The 16,001-nt window shown below is 58.5% G+C and carries 15 protein-coding genes; 8 read left to right on the top strand and 7 right to left on the bottom strand.

Going from position 1 to position 16,001, the window contains the following annotated elements:
• Positions 1-166: 166 nt before the first annotated feature.
• Positions 167-1,384, top strand: a complete 1,218-nt coding sequence (mlc, locus tag J2Y91_RS19815) for a sugar metabolism global transcriptional regulator Mlc (RefSeq protein WP_062818266.1) — start codon at positions 167-169, stop codon at positions 1,382-1,384.
• A 121-nt stretch (positions 1,385-1,505) separates the two neighbouring features.
• On the top strand, positions 1,506-2,171 hold the full coding sequence (gene bioD, locus J2Y91_RS19810; RefSeq protein ID WP_048916084.1) for a dethiobiotin synthase: 666 nt from the start codon (positions 1,506-1,508) through the stop codon (positions 2,169-2,171).
• A gap of 124 nt (positions 2,172-2,295) precedes the next feature.
• On the opposite strand, the gene osmV is transcribed toward bioD, so the two are convergent.
• From osmV to osmY, 4 genes are read right to left on the bottom strand one after another with little or no spacing between them, the layout of a single operon-like run.
• Complete coding sequence (osmV, locus tag J2Y91_RS19805) at positions 2,296-3,435, bottom strand: osmoprotectant ABC transporter ATP-binding protein OsmV (RefSeq protein WP_253539230.1); 1,140 nt, start codon at positions 3,433-3,435, stop codon at positions 2,296-2,298.
• Complete coding sequence (gene osmW, locus J2Y91_RS19800; protein WP_062818664.1) at positions 3,435-4,082, bottom strand: osmoprotectant ABC transporter permease OsmW; 648 nt, start codon at positions 4,080-4,082, stop codon at positions 3,435-3,437. The genes osmV and osmW overlap by 1 nt, the downstream gene beginning before the upstream one ends.
• A gap of 10 nt (positions 4,083-4,092) precedes the next feature.
• Positions 4,093-5,013: a glycine betaine ABC transporter substrate-binding protein gene (locus tag J2Y91_RS19795; protein WP_418756206.1), complete on the bottom strand. Its 921-nt coding sequence runs from the start codon at positions 5,011-5,013 to the stop codon at positions 4,093-4,095.
• Between the two features lie 19 nt (positions 5,014-5,032).
• Entirely contained in the window at positions 5,033-5,749 is a 717-nt protein-coding gene (gene osmY / locus J2Y91_RS19790) for an osmoprotectant ABC transporter permease OsmY (protein WP_062818665.1), read from the bottom strand.
• 311 nt (positions 5,750-6,060) lie between these two features.
• Between osmY and J2Y91_RS19785 the strand changes: the two genes are divergently transcribed.
• Positions 6,061-7,518 carry an MDR family MFS transporter gene (locus J2Y91_RS19785; RefSeq protein WP_191149455.1) on the top strand — a complete coding sequence of 486 codons (1,458 nt, stop codon included), beginning with the start codon at positions 6,061-6,063 and terminating at the stop codon, positions 7,516-7,518.
• Positions 7,519-7,735: 217 nt separating this feature from the next.
• Here J2Y91_RS19785 and J2Y91_RS19780 read toward each other — a convergent pair whose 3' ends face one another.
• Positions 7,736-8,032, bottom strand: a complete 297-nt coding sequence (locus J2Y91_RS19780) for a DUF1161 domain-containing protein (RefSeq protein WP_133623581.1) — start codon at positions 8,030-8,032, stop codon at positions 7,736-7,738.
• Positions 8,033-8,074: 42 nt separating this feature from the next.
• The gene (locus J2Y91_RS19775) at positions 8,075-8,422 is read right to left on the bottom strand and encodes a DUF1283 family protein (protein ID WP_099755163.1); all 348 of its coding nucleotides are present in this window, start codon (positions 8,420-8,422) and stop codon (positions 8,075-8,077) included.
• Positions 8,423-8,550: 128 nt separating this feature from the next.
• On the opposite strand from J2Y91_RS19775, the gene J2Y91_RS19770 reads away from it, so the two are divergent.
• Positions 8,551-8,877: a YnfA family protein gene (locus J2Y91_RS19770; protein WP_048916080.1), complete on the top strand. Its 327-nt coding sequence runs from the start codon at positions 8,551-8,553 to the stop codon at positions 8,875-8,877.
• A 19-nt stretch (positions 8,878-8,896) separates the two neighbouring features.
• Here the strand turns inward: J2Y91_RS19770 and ydfG are convergent, their stop codons facing one another.
• Positions 8,897-9,643, bottom strand: a complete 747-nt coding sequence (gene ydfG / locus J2Y91_RS19765) for a bifunctional NADP-dependent 3-hydroxy acid dehydrogenase/3-hydroxypropionate dehydrogenase YdfG (RefSeq protein WP_253539228.1) — start codon at positions 9,641-9,643, stop codon at positions 8,897-8,899.
• Positions 9,644-10,071: 428 nt separating this feature from the next.
• Here ydfG and guaD point away from each other — a divergent pair, with 428 nt between their 5' ends.
• From guaD to xdhC, 4 genes are read left to right on the top strand one after another with little or no spacing between them, the layout of a single operon-like run.
• Complete coding sequence (guaD, locus tag J2Y91_RS19760; RefSeq protein WP_253539226.1) at positions 10,072-11,403, top strand: guanine deaminase; 1,332 nt, start codon at positions 10,072-10,074, stop codon at positions 11,401-11,403.
• A complete protein-coding gene (gene xdhA, locus J2Y91_RS19755; protein WP_253539225.1) occupies positions 11,400-12,842 on the top strand; it encodes a xanthine dehydrogenase small subunit in 1,443 nt (480 codons plus the stop codon). Before guaD ends, xdhA begins: the two co-directional genes overlap by 4 nt.
• Positions 12,832-15,195 carry a xanthine dehydrogenase molybdopterin binding subunit gene (xdhB, locus tag J2Y91_RS19750; RefSeq protein WP_253539224.1) on the top strand — a complete coding sequence of 788 codons (2,364 nt, stop codon included), beginning with the start codon at positions 12,832-12,834 and terminating at the stop codon, positions 15,193-15,195. The genes xdhA and xdhB overlap by 11 nt, the downstream gene beginning before the upstream one ends.
• On the top strand, positions 15,188-15,961 hold the full coding sequence (gene xdhC, locus J2Y91_RS19745) for a xanthine dehydrogenase accessory protein XdhC (protein WP_253539223.1): 774 nt from the start codon (positions 15,188-15,190) through the stop codon (positions 15,959-15,961). The genes xdhB and xdhC overlap by 8 nt, the downstream gene beginning before the upstream one ends.
• The last annotated feature ends 40 nt before the right edge of the window (positions 15,962-16,001 follow it).

Raw genomic sequence — 16,001 nt, 5'->3', positions numbered from 1 at the left:
CATGGTGCTGGTTTATGTGCTGTAAATCACATATCGAATCAAATATTTGACGCCATCTGATAAGTGTTTCACCATGCACAGATGGCTTTATTTTGAAGCGTGAAAATAAGTGCTTCTTTCGGTCGCATTTCGGCTGTGACGGGCAGGTAATAATCAGGAGTGGGGTGTGATTGCGGATAGTCAGCCTGGTCATATCGATCAGATAAAACAGACTAATGCCGGAGCGGTGTACCGACTGATCGACAGGTTTGGGCCCATCTCGCGGATTGAGCTGTCCAAAAAAGCTCAGCTGGCCCCGGCCAGTATTACCAAAATTGTGCGCGAAATGCTGGAAGCTCATCTGGTACAGGAAACCGAGTTTCAGGAGCCGGGCAGCCGTGGGCGTCCGGCGGTTGGCCTGGTGCTGGACACCCAGGCCTGGCACTATCTCTCTGCCCGCATTGGCAACGGCGAAATCACGCTCGCGCTGCGCGATCTGAGCAGCAAAATGGTGGTGGAGCAGCAATTTCCGCTGCCTGCCGAGGCTGACCAGCCGCTGCTGATGCGCATCATCCAGCTCATCGATCGGTTCTTTATCGATCACCAGCACAAGCTGGAACGCCTTACCGCTATCGCCATTACGCTGCCCGGGATTATGAACAGCCAGTCCGGTATTGTGCACCGCATGCCGTTTTATCAGGTTGATGATATGCCGCTGGGGCCAGAACTGGCGAAGCGCACCGGGCTGCCGGTCTATATCCAGCACGACATCTGCGCCTGGACCATGGCGGAGTCGCTGTTTGGCGCCTCGCGCGATGCCAGCGATGTCCTGCAGGTGGTGATTGACCATCATGTTGGCGCCGGTGTGATTACCGGTGGCCGGTTGCTGCACGGTGGCAGCAGTACGCTGGTGGAAATTGGCCACACGCAGGTCGATCCGTGGGGCAAGCGCTGCTACTGCGGCAATCACGGCTGCCTGGAAACCGTGGCCAGTATCGACAGCATGCTGGAACTGGCCGCGCAGCGCATGCAGGCGTCGATGAGCTCAACGCTGCATAATCAGCCTCTGACGATTGATGCGCTGTGCGACGCGGCGCTGGCTGGCGATCAGCTGGCCTGCGATGTCATCGCCGGGGTCGGTAGCAGCGTGGGGCGCATTGTGGCCATCATGGTTAATCTGTTCCATCCTCAAAAAATTCTTATCGGTTCCCCACTTAATCGTGCCCAGAGCGTGCTGTTCCCCGCTATCGCCACCTGCATTCGCCAGCAGGCGCTACCCCGCTACAGCGCTGACTTACAGGTTGAGCCAACCGAGTTTGTTAATCTCGGCACCATGCCGGGCGCCGCGCTGGTCAAAGATGCCCTGTATAACGGTTCGTTATTAATCAAGCTGCTACAGGGCTGATAAATCCACTAAATCTTGCGCTAACGCAATCTCCGGCGGGCGGTACTGCCCTACAATTTTCGCTCACTTGTAAAGTACGAAAATGATTACCCTGGACAGACAGGGCCTGCCGGAGCCATTCATGTTGAAACGTCTATTTGTTACCGGAACCGATACAGAAGTCGGCAAAACGGTGGTGTCCCGCGCGCTGCTACAGAAGCTGGCAGCGCAGGGTAAACAGGCCGTAGGCTATAAACCTGTGGCTAAAAGCAGCCAGCAAACGGAAGAGGGGCCGCGCAATAAAGATGCGCTGGTTCTGCAGGCTTCATCATCGATTCTACTGCCGTACCAGGCGATCAACCCGGTCACCCTGCTGGAAGATGAAATCAGCACCAGCCGCACGCCGATTGATTACGCCACGCTCAGCCATGGGCTGAGGGCACTGGACGGGCAGGCGGATTACACCGTGGTGGAAGGGACGGGCGGCTGGCGCAGCCTGATGAACGATTTGCGGCCGTTATCGGAATGGGCGGTGCAGGAACAGCTGCCGGTGGTACTGGTGGTGGGGATCAAGCTGGGCTGCATCAGCCATGCGCTGCTGACGGCGCAGGCGGTGGTGAATGATGGATTGCCGCTGCTGGGCTGGGTTGCCAACCGGATAAATCCGGGGCTGGCGCACTATGCGCAAATTATCGACGTGCTGAGGGATAAGATCCCGGCGCCGCTGCTGGGGGAGCTGCCGTATCTGCCGCGAGCCGAAACGCGCGAGCTGGCGCACTATCTCGATTTAAGCGCGCTAAAGCTGTAGATGATTAGGCAGCAATATCGTAGGGGGCAGGCATGCCTGCCCCATTCCGAATCCTGGGGGGCGGGCATGCCTGATCGGCTCCGAATCTTTTGGGGTCAGGCATGCCTGACCCCTACCCAGATGATTAGCTAACGTTCAGTACGCGGCGGGTACGGCCTGAACTGAGGTAATCCGCAATATAATCCTGTGAAATCTCCCCGCTGTAGCGGCCGTCTTCATCGACGATCGGCATCCAGACCAGATTGTGCTCGTACAGTTTTGACAGCACCACGCGCAGGTTCTCTTCCGCCTTGCCGGTGACGCTAAACTTGTGCAGCATATCGGCACAGACGCCGCTGGCAGCGCGCGCCTCGCGACGTTTCACAAAGCCTAGCGGTTTGCCGTCATTATCCACCACGGTGATTGAACGTAAATCGTTGTCATCCATCATGCCGAACGCTTCTGCCAGCGGCGTGGATTTTTGCACGGTAAGCGTAGGCTGCCGATCGGTAACATCGCCCGCCTGCACCAGCAGCAGCCGCTTCAGCGTGCGGTCCTGGCCAACAAACGACCCGATAAACTCGTTAGCCGGTTTTGCCAGCAGCTCATCCGGGCTGGCGCACTGCACGATTTTTCCCTGGCCGAACACGGCAATACGGTCACCGAGCTTCAGCGCCTCATCGATATCGTGGCTGACCAGCATTACGGTTTTCTTCAGCTGGCGCTGCATCTCGAGAAACTCATTCTGGATCACTTCGCGGTTAATCGGGTCGACCGCACCGAACGGCTCATCCATCAGCAGCACCGGTGGGTCCGCCGCTAGCGCGCGGATAACCCCAATGCGCTGCTGCTGGCCGCCGGACATCTCGCGCGGATAGCGGTGAAGAAACTTGTTGGCATCCAGCGCCATCATGCTCATCAGCTCGCGGGCGCGCTCTTTGCAGCGCTGCTTTTCCCAGCCCAGCATACGCGGCACCACGGTAATGTTCTCTTCGATAGTCATATTCGGGAACAGCCCGATCTGCTGGATCACATAGCCAATATTGCGGCGCAGCGTCACGGTGTCTAAGCCGCTGGTATCTTCGCCGTTAATCAGAATTTTGCCGCTGCTGGAAGGGATCAGGCGGTTAATCATCTTCAGCGTGGTGGTTTTGCCGCAGCCGGAAGGGCCGAGCAGGACGCACATTTCGCCTTCCGGCACGTTCAGGCTGACATTATCAACGGCGTTAAAGCTGTTACCGTTTTTCTGCTTAAAGGTTTTGGTGAGGTTTTCCAGTTTTATCATTATCGAATCCCCTTAGGTGTCAGCGCCAGCTGCAGGCGGTGCAGCAGCCAGTCAAGAATAATAGCCAGTAAACAGATCATTAATGCGCCAGCAATCAGCATGCGGATATCACTGCCGCTGATGCCGTCCAGCAACAGCAGGCCAAGGCCGCCCGCGCCGATAATCGCGGCAATCGCCATCACGCCAACGTTCATCACCACCGCCGTGCGGATACCGCCGAAGATGACCGGCAGCGCCATTGGGATCTCCACCCAGCGCAGGCGCTGCCAGAACGTCATGCCGATACCGCGCCCGGCTTCACGCAGCCCGTCCGGCAGGTTTTCCAGCGCGGTGTGCGTGTTGCGCACAATCGGCAGCAGCGAGTAAAGGAACACCGCAGTCACGGCGGGCAGTACGCCGATGCCCTGACCGATCATCGAAAACAGCGGGATCATCAGGCCAAACAGCGCAATCGACGGAATGGTCAACACGATAGTTGCCAGCCCTAATATCGGCGTTGCCAGCCACTTAAAACGCACAATCAGAATGCCGAGCGGCACGCCAATCACAATGGCAAAGCCCACCGCCAGCGCCACCAGCCATAAATGCTGGAAGGTGAGGGAAGCGAGGTAGCCCCAGTTATCAATAATGTAGTGAAGGGTATCCATAACTGTCTCCTCAGAGCATGCCGTGAGATTTCAGGAAATCGCGGGCCACCTGCTGCGGCGACTGATGGTCAATATCCACGCGTTTATTCATTTCGGTTATTGCCTCATCAGTGATCAGCGGCGACAGCTTATTCAACGCCGTATCCAGTCCCGGATGGTCTTTCAGCGCCTGCTCGGTCACCACCGGCGTTACCGCATAGCTTGGGAAGAAGCCTTTATCATCCTTCAGCACTTTCAAATCGAAGCCTTTTACGCGCCCGTCGGTGGTGTACACCAGACCGGCATCAACAAAGCCATCACGAATGGCGTTGTAAACCAGCCCCGGGTCCATCTGGCGGATCTGCGGGCGGTCCAGCTCCATGCTGTAGGCTTTCTGCAACGGCTTCAGGCCATCGGAGCGCCCGGCAAACTCAAGATCTAGGCCCAGCATCCAGTTATGGTCGGGGTCGTTTTTGCGCACCTGCTCCAGCTTTGCCACCATTTGTGACATCGTATCAATATGCTCGGCGTCGGCGCGTTCGCGCTTCATGGCGAAGGCGTAGGTGTTGTTCATCGGCGCGGGGTTGAGCCACACCAGACCCAGCCTGGCATCCAGCTTTTTCACCGTCTGATACGCTTCATCAGGCGGCATAGGTTTTGAAATATGGTTAAAAATAATCAGTGAGGTACCGGTATATTCCCAGGTCATATCGACCTGCTTGTTGATCATTGCGTTACGGGCGATGGTGGTGGCAATGTTGGTTTTGGGTTCCACTTCAAAGCCCTGTTTGCGCAGGTACTGGGTGGTCAGCGCCGACAGAATGTGCTGTTCGGTAAAGCTCTTAGTGGTCATCACCAGCGGTGCCGCCGCAGCCGCGCCGCTCAGCGCCAGCGAGGCGGTCAGCGCCAGTGCGCCGTGGCGCAGCCAGCGGGTTAACAGGAAATCAGCCATTATCAGCTCCTTATTATTGTTATGCTGCAGTATGCGGGCTGAGCAGGCGGCCAAGACCGGCCAGCAGCATATCCAGGATCAACGCAAACAGTGCCGTGGCGGCAGCGCCAAGGATCAGAGTAGGGAAATCATTCAGGTAAATCCCCGGGAAAATCAGCTCGCCGTAGCTGCTGGCACCAATCAGAAACGCCAGCGGGGCGGTGCCGACGTTAATTGCCGTCGCCACGCGAATGCCGGACAGCATCACCGGCCACGCATTGGGCAGCTCAACCTGGTACAGGCGCTGGCCTTTCGTCATGCCAATGCCGTCAGCGGCCTCCAGCAGTGAAGCGGGCACCGAGCACAGGCCGGCGTAGGTGTTGCGCACAATCGGCAGCAGCGACGCCAGAAACAGTGCGATAATCGCCGGGCGATCGCCAATGCCGATCACCACCATCGCCAGCGCCAGAACCGCCAGCGGCGGCAGGGTATTGCCGACGTTAAAGATCTGCATCACGTATTCCGCCCAGCGGCGGGCAAAAGGGCGGCTAAGAAGAATGCCGCTAGGAATACCAATCAGCAGCGCAAACAGCAGTGACCAGAACACCAGCTTCATATGTTGCTGACCGAGGTAAATCAGATCAACGCGGCGAGCCTGGATAGTCTCTACGCCAAGCCCCCAGACCAGCAGGCCAACGATAGCGGCGATAAACAGCACCGCCAGTAAGGCACGCTGCAACAGCGTGGAATTTTGCATATCATGGTTCTCCCTGGATGCAGATAAGCACTAAAAGTGATGATTAAATGGGTTACTAGCGTTTTACCCGGTAAGTTCGCCTAAAAATCTATAGCAGCGAAGCGGGAGAAGTGCCAAATTTTAGGCCGAAAATCAGGGGGATAGTTTTAAGCTAAATCACGCTTAAGCCTTTGCCAGCGCTGGAAAAGCCATCAATGAAAAAAATTTATCGTCAACAGGTGACAATGTCACTAATTCAGATAAGCACATTTCGGAAACTGTTTGCTCTAAAATGCTCCACACTAAAGGGATGAACGAAGGACGGGGAAACTATGTCGGAAAATATTGCTAATCCCGTGGCGCAGCGCCACTGGATCCTGATCGCCTCGATGCTGGCGATGTTTATGGCGGCGATCGAGGTCACCATTGTTGCTACGGCTATGCCCACGATTATCGCCGAGCTGGGAGGCTTCTCACAGTTTGGCTGGGTGTTCTCTATCTATCTGCTGACTCAGGCAGTCAGCGTGCCGATTTACGGGCGGCTGGCAGATTTATGGGGCAGAAAGCGCATGTTCTTTATTGGTACAGGCCTGTTTTTATGCGGTTCGGTGCTGTGCGGCTTTGCCACCAATATGGGCTGGCTGATCCTGTTCCGCGCCCTACAGGGGCTGGGGGCCGGGGCCATCATGCCGCTCACCTCCACTATTATTGCCGATGTCTATCCGCCGAAAGAGCGGGCGGGGATCCAGGGCTGGCTGTCCAGCGTCTGGGGCGTGGCGGCGATCGTTGGCCCGTTAACCGGGGCGTGGCTGGTGCAGCACTTTAACTGGGCGCTGATTTTCTGGGTCAATGTGCCGATCGGCATTATTTCGATGCTGCTGCTGGCGCGCTTCTTCCCGGAATCGAAGGAGAAAAGTCCGCACCGCCTGAACCTGACGGGCAGCGCCTTGCTGATGCTGACGGTCAGCGCGCTGCTGGTGGCGTTACTGCAGGCGGAATCACTGGGGCTGCCATTGGTCGCCGGACTGGTCATTGTGGCATGTATCGCCGGCTACGCCTTGCTGCACCACGAGCGTAACGCCAACCAACCGCTGTTCCCGATGGCCATCTGGCGTAGCCGCACGCTGCTGGCAGGTAATGCCGGAAATCTGCTGATCGGTGCGGCGATGATGGGCATCAGCGCCTTTCTGCCCACCTGGATCCAGGGGGTTAACGGTGGCACGCCGCTGCAGGCGGGCAGTGCGCTGGCGATGATGTCAATCGGCTGGCCGCTTGCCAGTACGTTGAGCGGGCGCCTGATGCAGCGCACCTCGTACCGCTTTACCGCGCTGCTCGGCTCGCTGCTGTTAATTGCCGGCACCGCGCTGCTGCTCACCCTGCATCGTGAAAGCCCGGTGTGGCACGCCGGCTTTTTCGCCTTTGTGATTGGCACCGGGATGGGCATGACCAGCACCACCTTCCTGATTGCGGTGCAAAATACCGCCGACTTCGCCATTCGCGGCATCTGTACCGCGTCAATCATGTTTAGCCGCATGCTCGGCTCGGCGCTGGGAACGGCGGTGATGGGAGCGGTGCTGAATTATAATCTGCTGCTGCGCCTGCCGCATAGCAACGACCCGGTACAGCAGGTGATGTCCCACAGCCAGCGCGCGGCGATCGAGGCGGACAGCCTGCAGCATATGCTGAGTGAAATCGCGCTGTCGCTGCATTGGGTGTTTGCGGTATCGCTGGGGGTGGCGGTGATGAGCCTGCTGGTGTCACGGATGATCCCGGCGCTGAAACCGCATTAATTTTTTTGAGGCGGGCCAGGCATGCCTGGCCCCTACAAATGACGAACATATTATAACTTTATAATTGTTGAGGCGGGTCAGGCATGCCTGACCCCTACAAATGACGAATATATTATAACGTTATAATTGTTGAGGCGCGCCAAGCATGCCTGACCCTGCAGATGGGGTAAATATTATAACGTTTGGTAGGGGCCAGGCATGCCTGGCCCGCGGAATGTTACTGCGCGGAAGTATCCTGCGAGGTACCGGCAGCAGCAGGGACGCTGCTGTCATCGTTATTGCCACTGCGCTTGTAAACAATCTTCTGCGTGTCGTTTTCGCAATGACCCACGACCTGGCCACCCGCCTGATCGGCCTGGTCATTCGGCACGATATCCAGCGTAAAGCCGGAGGCCGGAACCCCGTTGTTGATGATTTTCTGGTTAATATCGGCCTTGACCGTTTCGCAAGATGCCTGAACGGCCAGAGGAGTGGCAACGACGAGGGCGGTTAATATCCACTTGAAACTCTTCATCTTATCATCCTTAAATTAGCAGTAATAACAGTGCCGGAGTGGTTAAGGCGTGACCGGACGACCGGTGCGACGGTCGAGGCAGCGCAGGGTTTTCGGCTCCCAGTAGGCATTCAGATTGAGGCTTTTTTCACAGGCTTCGCTGGTATCAAAAGCGCGGTCAACGCGGTCGAACTCTTTCTCGGTGCGGGAGTTAACCTTATGGCGCAGATTGCGGGTGTCATCCCACTGCTCTTTCTGCTGGCGCGCTTCTTCTTTAGTCAGTGAGTTATCGCCATCCTCGATCACCAGGCGGTCGGTGCGTGCCTGCGCGCTGTGCTGGACGGAGAACAGGGCTGCCAGCATTAATAGCGGCAGTGTCGCCTGCTTCAGACGGTGTTGTACTGTTTTCATCATAGTTTCCTTTCAATGGGCAGCCCGCTGTCGCGACTGCGCGGACGATGTTTGTTAGTATATCACCAGCTTTCAGGCAGCGACCAGTCACGCGGTTGCGCCGTTGAACTTTGAGTGAGAATTTACCTTTGCTGACCACCATTTTACTTTTCTTTGCCACCGCACTGGCCGAAATCGTCGGCTGTTTCCTGCCGTATCTGTGGCTGAAAAAGAACGGTTCGCCATGGCTGCTGCTGCCGGCAGCAGTCAGCCTGATGCTGTTTGTCTGGCTGTTGACGCTGCACCCGGCCGCCAGTGGGCGCGTCTACGCCGCCTACGGGGGCGTGTATGTGGTCACGGCGCTGCTGTGGTTGCGCTTTATTGAGGGTGTTCGGCTTAGCACTTTCGACTGGCTTGGGGCGCTGGTGGCGTTTTGCGGAGTGTTGATTATCGTTGCCGGATGGGGGCGGGCCTGAGTCGCCCGCCGCAGGTTAATTACCCTTTGTGCACGCGCAGGCCGGCCTGACTTTGGCCGACTGGCATCATCTCCAGCGCGTTGATATTGACGTGTTTCGGCAGGGTAGCCACCCACCAGACCGCTTCGGTCACATCCTCCGGCGTCAACGGTTCGGTACCGTCATACACGCTACCCGCTTTGGCATCATCGCCCTTAAAGCGCACATTGGAGAACTCGGTGCCGCCGACCAGGCCCGGTTCGATATCGGTAACGCGCAGCGCGGTGCCGTGCAGGTCGGTACGCAGGTTAAAGCTGAACTGACGTACAAACGCTTTGGTCGCACCGTAGACGTTACCGCCCGGGTACGGCCAGCTGCCGGCAATCGAACCGATATTGATAATATGGCCGACGTTGCGCTCCACCATGGCGGGCAGAATGGCGCGCGTCATATACACCAGGCCCTTGTTATTGGTGTCGATCATATCTTCCCAGTCTTCCAGGCTGGCACGCTGTGCCGGTTCAATGCCCAGCGCCAGGCCGGCATTATTCACCAGCACGTCAATGTTGCGCCACTCCGTCGGCAAGCTATTCACCGCCGCGTCAATGCCGGCGCGATCGCGCACGTCGAGAACCAGCGTATAGACGCTGTCGCCCAGCTCCTGCTGTAACGCATCCAGGCGCTCCTGGCGGCGGCCGGTGGCAATGACTTTATGTCCCTGAGCGACAAAGCGGCGGGTAATACTCTGACCAAAACCGGCGGTCGCACCGGTAACAAATACGATCATCTCACTGTTCCTCAACACATTTTGGATTTTTCTTACCTTAACATTATGCCGCGCCGCCGATAAAGGAGCGTTTTGTTATGGGTTAATACCAAAAGCTGCACACTGCTGGTGCACCTCAAGGCAGAAATGCGCCAAAAAAGGGCGCAGGCCCGGCCAAATAAAATGTCATCCCAATCATTAAGCGCACTGTTACCCATTAGCAATCGGTTGCATTATTAGCAACCGATTGCGCAATCGTTTATTAAGCCTGAATAACAGAGTTTATTAAGAATAATTTTAACTGACTGTAATTTAACGAAAATTTATTTTTCCCGGCTGGCACAACAATTGCAAAACTACACTGATAAGAAAGTTATTTGATTACGGGTAAAAACCTCACTGCTGGTAAATACTGAACAGGGTGAGGCCGCCTCAATAAAGGAAATGTTATGTCAGTGACCTATACCCAGGCGATACGCGCCAGCTTTTTTGATATCACCCGCACGGTAGAAAATCCTCAGCAGCTGCCGGACGCCGCACGCCATATTGAAGACGGACTGCTGCTGCTGAACGCGGGCGAAATCGTCGGCCTGTATGAGTGGCAGCAGGGGCAGCACCTGCTGCAGCCGGGGAATGGGGCACTCGACTATCGCGGCCGCCTGATCGTGCCTGGCTTTGTCGACACCCATATTCACTACCCGCAAACCGAAATGATCGGCGCGTTTGGTGAGCAGCTGCTGGAGTGGCTCAATCAGTACACCTTCCCGGTGGAAAGCCAGTATCACTGCCCGCAGCACTCGGCGCGCATGTCGGCATTTTTCCTCCAGCAGCTGCTGAGCAACGGCACCACCACCGCGCTGGTATTTGGCACCGTGCATCCTGAATCGGTCGATGCACTGTTTACCGCGGCTGCGGCGCTGGAGATGCGGCTGATTGCCGGCAAGGTGATGATGGACCGCAACGCGCCGGAGAGCCTGACCGAAACCCCGGAGCAGAGCTACCAGCAGACCAAAGCGCTGATCGAACGCTGGCACAATCACGGCCGCCTGAGCTACGCGCTGACCCCGCGCTTTGCCCCGACCTCCTCCCCGCAGTTACTGAGCAAGGTACAGCAGCTGCGCGCCGAATATCCGGATACCTGGCTGCATACTCACCTGAGCGAGAACCCGCAGGAGGTCGAATGGGTGAAGGCGCTGTTCCCGCATCACAACGGCTATCTTGACGTGTATCACCAGTACCAGCTGACCGGCAAGCGCAGCCTGTTTGCCCACTGCCTGCATCTTGACGATGGCGAGTGGGACTGCCTGCACGCCACGGATTCCGCGGTGGCATTCTGCCCGACCTCTAACCTGTTCCTCGGCAGCGGGCTGTTTAATCTGCAAACCTGCTGGCATAAAGGGGTGAAGATGGGTATCGGCACCGACGTCGGCGCGGGCACCACCTTTAATATGCTGCAAACGCTGGGCGAGGCTTACAAGGTTGGCCAACTGCAGCGCTACAGGCTCTCCGCCTGTGAAGCTTTTTACCACGCCACGCTGGGCGGCGCGAAAGCGCTGGATCTCGACCAGAAGATTGGCAATTTCATGCCGGGTAAAGAGGCCGATTTTGTGGTGCTCGACCCGGCTGTTTCCCCGCTGCAGCAGATGCGCCACGCCAACAGCCGCGATATCTGGGAAAAACTGTTCGTGCTGATGACGCTGGGTGACGACCGCAATATCGCCGCCACCTGGGTCAACGGCCGCTGCGTCTGGCAGAGCGATAAAATGGAGCGTGCAGCATGATCCAGTTCTTACTCAATCAGCGCCTGGTAAGCGAGCAGGAGATCGACCCGAATCTGACGGTGCTCAACTATCTGCGCCAGAACCAGCGGCGCTGCGGCACGAAAGAGGGCTGCGCCTCCGGCGACTGCGGCGCCTGCACCGTCACGCTTGGCCGCGTAGAAAACGGGGAAATGCACTATGAAACGGTCAACAGCTGCCTGACGTTTGTCAGCAGCCTGCAGGGCAAACAGCTGATTAGCGTTGAAGATCTGCGCCAGCCGGAGGGGTTACACCCGGTGCAGCAGGCAATGGTTGACTGCCACGCATCGCAGTGCGGCTTCTGTACGCCGGGCTTTGTAATGTCGCTGTTCACGCTGCAAAAGCAGGGCAGCGCAAACCATCAGCAGATTGAGCAAGCGCTGGCGGGCAACCTGTGCCGCTGTACCGGCTATCGGCCAATCGTTGCGGCGGCGCAGCAGGCCTGTGCCGCGCCGGTCAGCGACAGTTTTCAGCAGCAGGAAACCGCGACGGTAGAACGTCTGCTGGCGCTGCAAAACAGCGAGATGCAGGAGATCGCGCGGCAGGGCAACCATTGCCTGCTGCCAAAAACTATCGGTCAGCTCAGCGCGGCGCTGTTGGCCAATCCGCAGGCGCGGCTGCTGGCGGGCGGCACCGACCTGGCGTTGCAGGTGACGCAGCAGCATCAGACGCTGCCGCTGATGATTGCTCTCGGCCACGTCGATGAACTGAAACAGTGTGAAATTGGCAGCGAGGAGATTGTGCTGGGGGCCGGGGCCTCTTTACATCACTGCTGGCAGCTGCTGAGCGCGGAAATCCCGGCGTTCAGCCAGCTGCTGGAGCGCTTTGCCTCACTGCAGATCCGCCATCAGGGCACGCTGGGCGGCAACATCGCTAACGCTTCGCCGATTGGCGATACGCCGCCGATGCTGCTGGCGCTGGACGCGGAGCTGCTGCTGCAGCGCGGTGATGAAGTGCGCCGCCTGGCAATCAGCGAGTTCTTCCTCGGCTACCGTAAAACCGCGCTGCGCGCTGGCGAGTTTATCCGCGCTATCGTGATAGCCAAAACGGCGGCCGGACGAAATTTCCGCGCCTGGAAGGTCTCCAAACGGCTGGAGGATGATATCTCCGCCGTATTTGCCGCCTTCACGCTGCAAACCGATGCGCAAAACTGCGTGTCGCACGTGCGCATTGCCTTTGGCGGCATGGCGGCGATCCCGCAGCGCGCTTCGCGCTGTGAACAGCTGCTGCTTGGCCAGCCGCTGACGCTCTGCGCCATCGAACAAGCCTGCAAAGCTCTGGAGCAGGAGTTCCAGCCGCTAAGCGACTTCCGCGCCAGCGCGGCTTATCGCCTGCAGCTGGCGAAAAATCTGCTGCGCCGCTACTACGCCGATCTCAACGGTGAACTGACCATTACGGAGGTTGCCCGCTATGTCTCATAATCGCCCGCAGGTCAGTGAAGAGGTGATTGCCCAACAGTTTAAGCAGGGCATTCAGAACGGCGTTGGCAAGAGCAACAAGCATGAGAGCGCTGCGCTGCACGTTAGCGGCGCAGCGCAATATATTGACGATCGCCTCGAGCTGCCTGGGATGCTGCACCTCTGCCCGCGCCTCAGCGAACATGCCCATGCGCGCATTATAAGCATTGATGTCGCAGCCTGCTACGCGGTGCCCGGGGTAGTGAGCGTGCTGACCTGGCGCGACGTGCCGGGTGATGTGGATATCGGGCCGCTGGAGCCTGGCGACCCGCTGCTGGCGCAGGACGTGGTGGAGTATGCCGGTCAGATGGTGCTGGTGGTGGCAGCCGAAAGCGAGCAGGCGGCGCGTCAGGCGGCGATGCTGGCAAAAATTGAGTACCAGCCGCTCACCCCGCTGCTGGACGTGAAGCAGGCGCTGGAGCAGCAAAGCTTTGTCCAGCAGCCGCACATCCACCAGCGCGGCGATGCGCAAGCGGCGCTGGCGCGTGCGGCCCACCGCCTGCGGGGCGAATTTCACATTGGCGGTCAGGAGCACTTCTATCTGGAAACTCAGGTGGCGCTGGTGGTGCCCGGTGAAGATCGTGCGCTGCAGGTTTACTCATCAACCCAGAACCCGACCGAAGTGCAGAAGCTGGTGGCCTCGGTAATGGGCGTGACGATGAATAAAGTGACCATCGACATGCGCCGTATGGGCGGCGGCTTCGGCGGTAAAGAGACGCAGGCCGCAGGCGTTGCCTGCCTGTGCGCGGTAGCGGCAGGTAAAAGCGGCAGGCCGGTAAAAATGCGCCTGTCGCGCCGCGACGATATGCGCACCACCGGCAAACGCCATCCGTTCTTTGTGCGCTATGACGTCGGGGTGGATGATGAAGGGCGCTTCTGCGGGGTAAAAATCGATCTGGCGGGCAACTGCGGCTATTCGCTCGATCTCTCGGGTTCTATCGTCGATCGTGCGATGTTCCACGCTGACAATGCCTATTACCTTGGCGATGCCCTGATTACCGGCTACCGCTGCCGCACCAATACCGCGTCCAATACCGCCTATCGCGGCTTTGGCGGGCCGCAGGGCATGGTCGCCATTGAGCAGATTATGGACCATATCGCCCGCGAGCTGGGCCTCGACCCGCTGGAAGTGCGCAAGCGTAACTACTACGGCAAAGAGACGCGCAACGTCACCCACTATTATCAGACGGTGGAAGATAACCTGCTGGAGGAGATGACCGCCCAGCTGGAAGAGAGTGCAGGCTACGCCGCCCGCCGTGCCGAAATCTCGGCGTTTAATGCCGCTAACAGCGTAATGAAGCGCGGCCTGGCGCTGACGCCGGTTAAGTTCGGCATCTCGTTTACCTCCAGCTTCCTCAACCAGGCCGGGGCGCTGATTCTGATCTACACCGACGGCACGGTCCAGCTGAATCACGGCGGTACCGAGATGGGCCAGGGGCTAAACACCAAAGTGGCGCAGATCGTCGCTGAAGTACTGCAAATCGACGTCGATCGCATCCAGATCACCGCGACCGATACCGGCAAAGTACCCAATACTTCACCGACGGCGGCCTCCAGCGGCACCGATCTCAACGGCAAGGCGGCGCAGAATGCGGCGGAGATCCTGCGCGACCGGCTGATCGCCATGCTGTGCAAAGTACATCACTGCTCTGAGGAGCAGGTGCGCTTCAGTAACGGCATCGTCAAAGTTGGCGACAAGCATTTTACCTTCGCCGAAGTGGCGCAGCAGGCGTGGCTCAATCAGGTGCCGCTCTCCGCCGCCGGCTATTACCGCGTGCCGGGCATCCACTACGATCGCCTGGCGGGACGCGGGCAACCATTCTATTACTACGCTTACGGCGCGGCCTGCGCGGAAGTGATGGTTGATACCCTGACCGGCGAATACCGCCTGCTGCGTGCCGATATCCTGCACGATGTGGGCGCGTCGCTTAACCCGGCGATTGATATCGGCCAGGTTGAAGGCGGTTTTGTGCAGGGCATGGGCTGGCTGACCACCGAGGAACTGGTGTGGAATGCCGAAGGGCGGCTGATGACCGATGGCCCGGCCAGTTACAAAATCCCGGCGATTGGCGATGTGCCGCACGACCTGCGCGTGACGCTGGTCGAAAATCGCAAAAATCCAAAAGAGACCGTGTTCCATTCCAAAGCGGTCGGCGAGCCGCCGTTTATGCTGGGTATTGCGGTGTGGTGCGCGCTGCAGGACGCGGTTGCCAGCGTAGGCGGCTATCGCCAGCATCCGCTGCTGGATGCCCCGGCTACCCCGGAGCGAGTGTTCTGGGGGGCGGAAAAAATGCGTGCGGGAGGGGATAATGCGTAGCGATGACTGGATCACTATTCTGGCGAATCTGCGCGCGCGCGCTGAGGCCTGCGTGCTGCTGACGGTGCTCGATGATAAAGGCTCAGTGCCGCGCGATCGCGGCAGCAAGATGATCGTCAGCCAGGATAACACCTGGCTGACCATTGGCGGCGGCCATCTGGAGTTTCAGGCCATCGCTATCGCCCGCGAGATGCTGCAAACCCCGGGTGTACAGGCGCGGCATGAGCAATTCAATCTTGGTGCACGCCTCGGGCAGTGCTGCGGCGGCGTCACCAGCATTCTTTTCGAGCCGCTGGTACAGCCGCAGCCGCAGATCGCCGTGTTTGGCGCCGGGCACGTCGGTCAGGCGCTGGTGAACCTGCTGTCAACGTTACCCTGTCACGTATTTTGGGTTGATGAACGGCCGCAGCAGTTCACGGCGGTGCCGCCAGGGGTGACGGCGCGCTGTCTGGAAGACCCCATCGATCAGGTCAAGCTGATGCCCGCCAACAGCTATTACGTGGTGATGACCCACCATCACCCGCGCGATTTACAGCTGTGTGAAGCGATCCTGCGGCGCGGCGATGCGCGCTATTTTGGTGTGATTGGCTCTGAAACCAAGCGCCAGCGCTTTGATTACCGGCTCGAGGGCAAAGGCTTCAGCCGCGAGCAGCTGGCTGGGATGCGCTGCCCGATAGGGCTACCGGACGTGAAAGGCAAGCTGCCCGCCGAGATTGCCGTGGCGGTGGCGGGGGAGATCATCGCCTGTTATCAGCGCCAGCAATGACTTTGCAACCCGGCGCATCTGCGCCTAAGCTGGTGATTCG

It is taken from the genome of Erwinia aphidicola, assembly GCF_024169515.1.
Lineage (GTDB): Bacteria > Pseudomonadota > Gammaproteobacteria > Enterobacterales > Enterobacteriaceae > Erwinia > Erwinia aphidicola.
The sequence above is the reverse complement of the archived record's forward strand: the minus strand, read 5'-3'. Positions and strand labels throughout refer to the sequence as shown.